The organism is Rudaea sp., from assembly GCF_036383415.1.
Classification (GTDB): domain Bacteria; phylum Pseudomonadota; class Gammaproteobacteria; order Xanthomonadales; family Rhodanobacteraceae; genus Rudaea.
Genome location: NZ_DASVOK010000433.1, coordinates 1 through 2,445, shown reverse-complemented (window position 1 = coordinate 2,445; position 2,445 = coordinate 1). Strand labels below are relative to the sequence as shown.

The window sequence follows — 2,445 nt, the reverse complement described above, 5'->3', positions numbered from 1 at the left end:
GGCGCGGTGTCCTTGCCGATCGCGGTGGTGTCCTTGTCGCCGACGAACAGCAGTGTCGGCGGCTTGATCTGCTCGAATTCGTAGAACACCGGCTGGGTCGCGATCATGTCGTAGAGCCGCGCCGAGCTCGATGCCACGGCGCCGCGGCCCTCCCCGCGATACATGCCGGCGAGCATCTGCACCCACGTCTCGTAGGACGGATCCCAGGTGTCGGCATAGTAAGTCGCGCGCTCATAGGCGCGAATGCTGTCGGCGGTGACGCGCGTCTCGCGCTGCATCCAGCCGTCGAGGCTGAGCCACGGCACGCCCTTGGCCTTCCAGTCCTCGAGCCCGATCGGATCGACCAGCACCAGGCGGTCGGTGGCGTCCGGATACATCAGCGCGTAGCGCATCGCCAGCATGCCGCCGGTCGAGTGGCCGACCATGATCGAATGTCCGATCCCGAGCGAAGCCAGCAACGCGCGGCTGTTGCCGGCGAGCTGCTGGAAGGTGAACTGATAGCGTTCCGGCTTACTGGATTTGCAGAAGCCGATCTGGTCGAGCGCGATCACGCGATAGCCGGCGCCGCTGAGCGCCTTGATGGTGCCGTCCCAGGTCGCGGCGCAGAAATTCTTGCCGTGCAGCAGCACCGCGGTCTGGCCGTTCGGCGTCGCCGGCTTGACGTCGAGATAGGCCATGTCGAGCTCCTGTCCCTGCGAGCTGAAGCGATAGTGCTCGACCGGATAGGGATAGTCGAAACCCTGCAATTCCGGCCCGTAGGCCGGCTCGGCGGCGGATTGCGCCCATGCGCTGGACGAACCGAGCGTAACGGTTGCAGCGACGGCAAGATGAAGCAGGGTTTTCAGGTGCATCTCGGCAAATCCAGAACTCAGGGACGACGTCGTGATGCCGTAGCCGAACGCATGAGCGCCATCCAGCGCCAACAGATGATTTGTTCGTGATCCGGCGCTGAAATTACGCCGGATCGAACGCCCGGATCGGCGGCAGATTGCCGTTGAATCGCTCCACCTCGACGGTCGTCAGCTGCCCCGTGCAGCCCTGCGCGAAGGATGAGGTGCCGATGTCGCGGGTCAGCACGTTCGGATTGCCGTGCACGCAGAGCGACGCCTCCTCCTCGGGGTCCATCGGATCGTACCAGGCGCCGGTCGGCAGCTGCACCACGCCGGGCGCGATGCCGTCGGTGACATGCACCGCGGCAAGGCAGGCGCCGCGCGCGTTGAAAATGCGGATGATGTCGCCATCGGTGATGCCGCGCGGCTTGGCGTCGCGCGGATTCATGCGCGCGACCTCGCGGCCGCGATGCTTGGCGTCCAGCGAGTGGCCGCCGAAGTCGAGCTGGCTGTGCAGGCGCGTCACCGGCTGGTTGGCGACGAGGAAGCACGGCGTATCAGGCTTTGGCGTGTCTGATTTCTCGAGCCAGACCGGATGGCCCGGACAATCCGCATCGCCGTGATCGGCGATCTTCTGCGAGAAGATCTCGATGCGGCCGCTTCGTGTCGGCAGCGGTCGCGCGATCGGGTCTTCGCGGAAACGACGCAGCGAGCCGCCATCGTCGAGATGTTGCGGCACCACCAGGCTGCCGCGTTCCCAGAATTCCTCGAAACTCGGCGCCTCGAGCCCGCGCGCGGCGAGCGCCTTGCGGGTCGGCTCGTAGAGATGTTCCAGCCATTGCCGCGACGTGCGCCCCTCGGTGAAGGGCTCGCGGGCGCCCAGCCGGTCGGCAAGATCAGCAAAGATGTCGTAGTCGTCGCGGGCGAGGCCGAACGGCTCGGCGATCCGGTGCATGGCGACCATCAAGGGATCGTTGCTGGAATAGCCGATGTCCTCACGTTCAAGCGTCATCGTCGCGGGCAGCACGATGTCGGCATGGCGCGCGGTGGCGGTCCAGGCGAGCTCGTGCACGACCAGCGTGTCGAGCTTCGCAAAGGCCTTGCGCAGGCGGTTGAGATCCTGGTGATGGTGGAACGGATTGCCGCCGGCCCAATAGACCAGGCGGATATCCGGATAGGTGCGTGTCTCGCCATTGTAGCGATAGGTGGTGCCGGGATTGAGCAGCATGTCGGCGATGCGCGCCACCGGAATGAAGTCGGCGACGCCGTTGCGGCCCTGCCCGAGCGTCGGTCCGGGCACGGCATTGACTCTGCGCCCGTAATAGCCGATCGCGCCGAGCGAATAGGCATAGCCGCCGCCGGGCAGGCCGATCTGGCCGAGCGCGGCCGCCAGCACCATGCCCATCCACACCGGCTGCTCGCCATGCTCGGCGCGCTGCAACGAATGCGAGACGGTGATCAGCGCGCGCCGCCCGGGAAGCCGCCGCGCGAGCGTCCTGATCGTCGTGGCATCGATGCCGCAGATCGCGGCGGCCCATTCGGCGCTCTTGGGCGCACCGTCGCTCTCGCCCATGAGATAGCGCAAAAACACCGGCCAGCCCTCGGTGTAGCGATC

The 2,445-nt window shown here is 66.4% G+C and carries 2 protein-coding genes; both read right to left on the bottom strand.

Features of this window, described 5'->3' with window-relative positions; genetic code table 11:
• Positions 1-851 (bottom strand): alpha/beta hydrolase (locus VF497_RS15700; protein ID WP_330890423.1); only part of this gene is annotated, 851 nt, incomplete at its 3' end.
• Between the two features lie 103 nt (positions 852-954).
• Positions 955-2,445: molybdopterin-dependent oxidoreductase (locus VF497_RS15695; RefSeq protein WP_330890421.1), on the bottom strand; the 1,491-nt coding region annotated here is incomplete at its 5' end.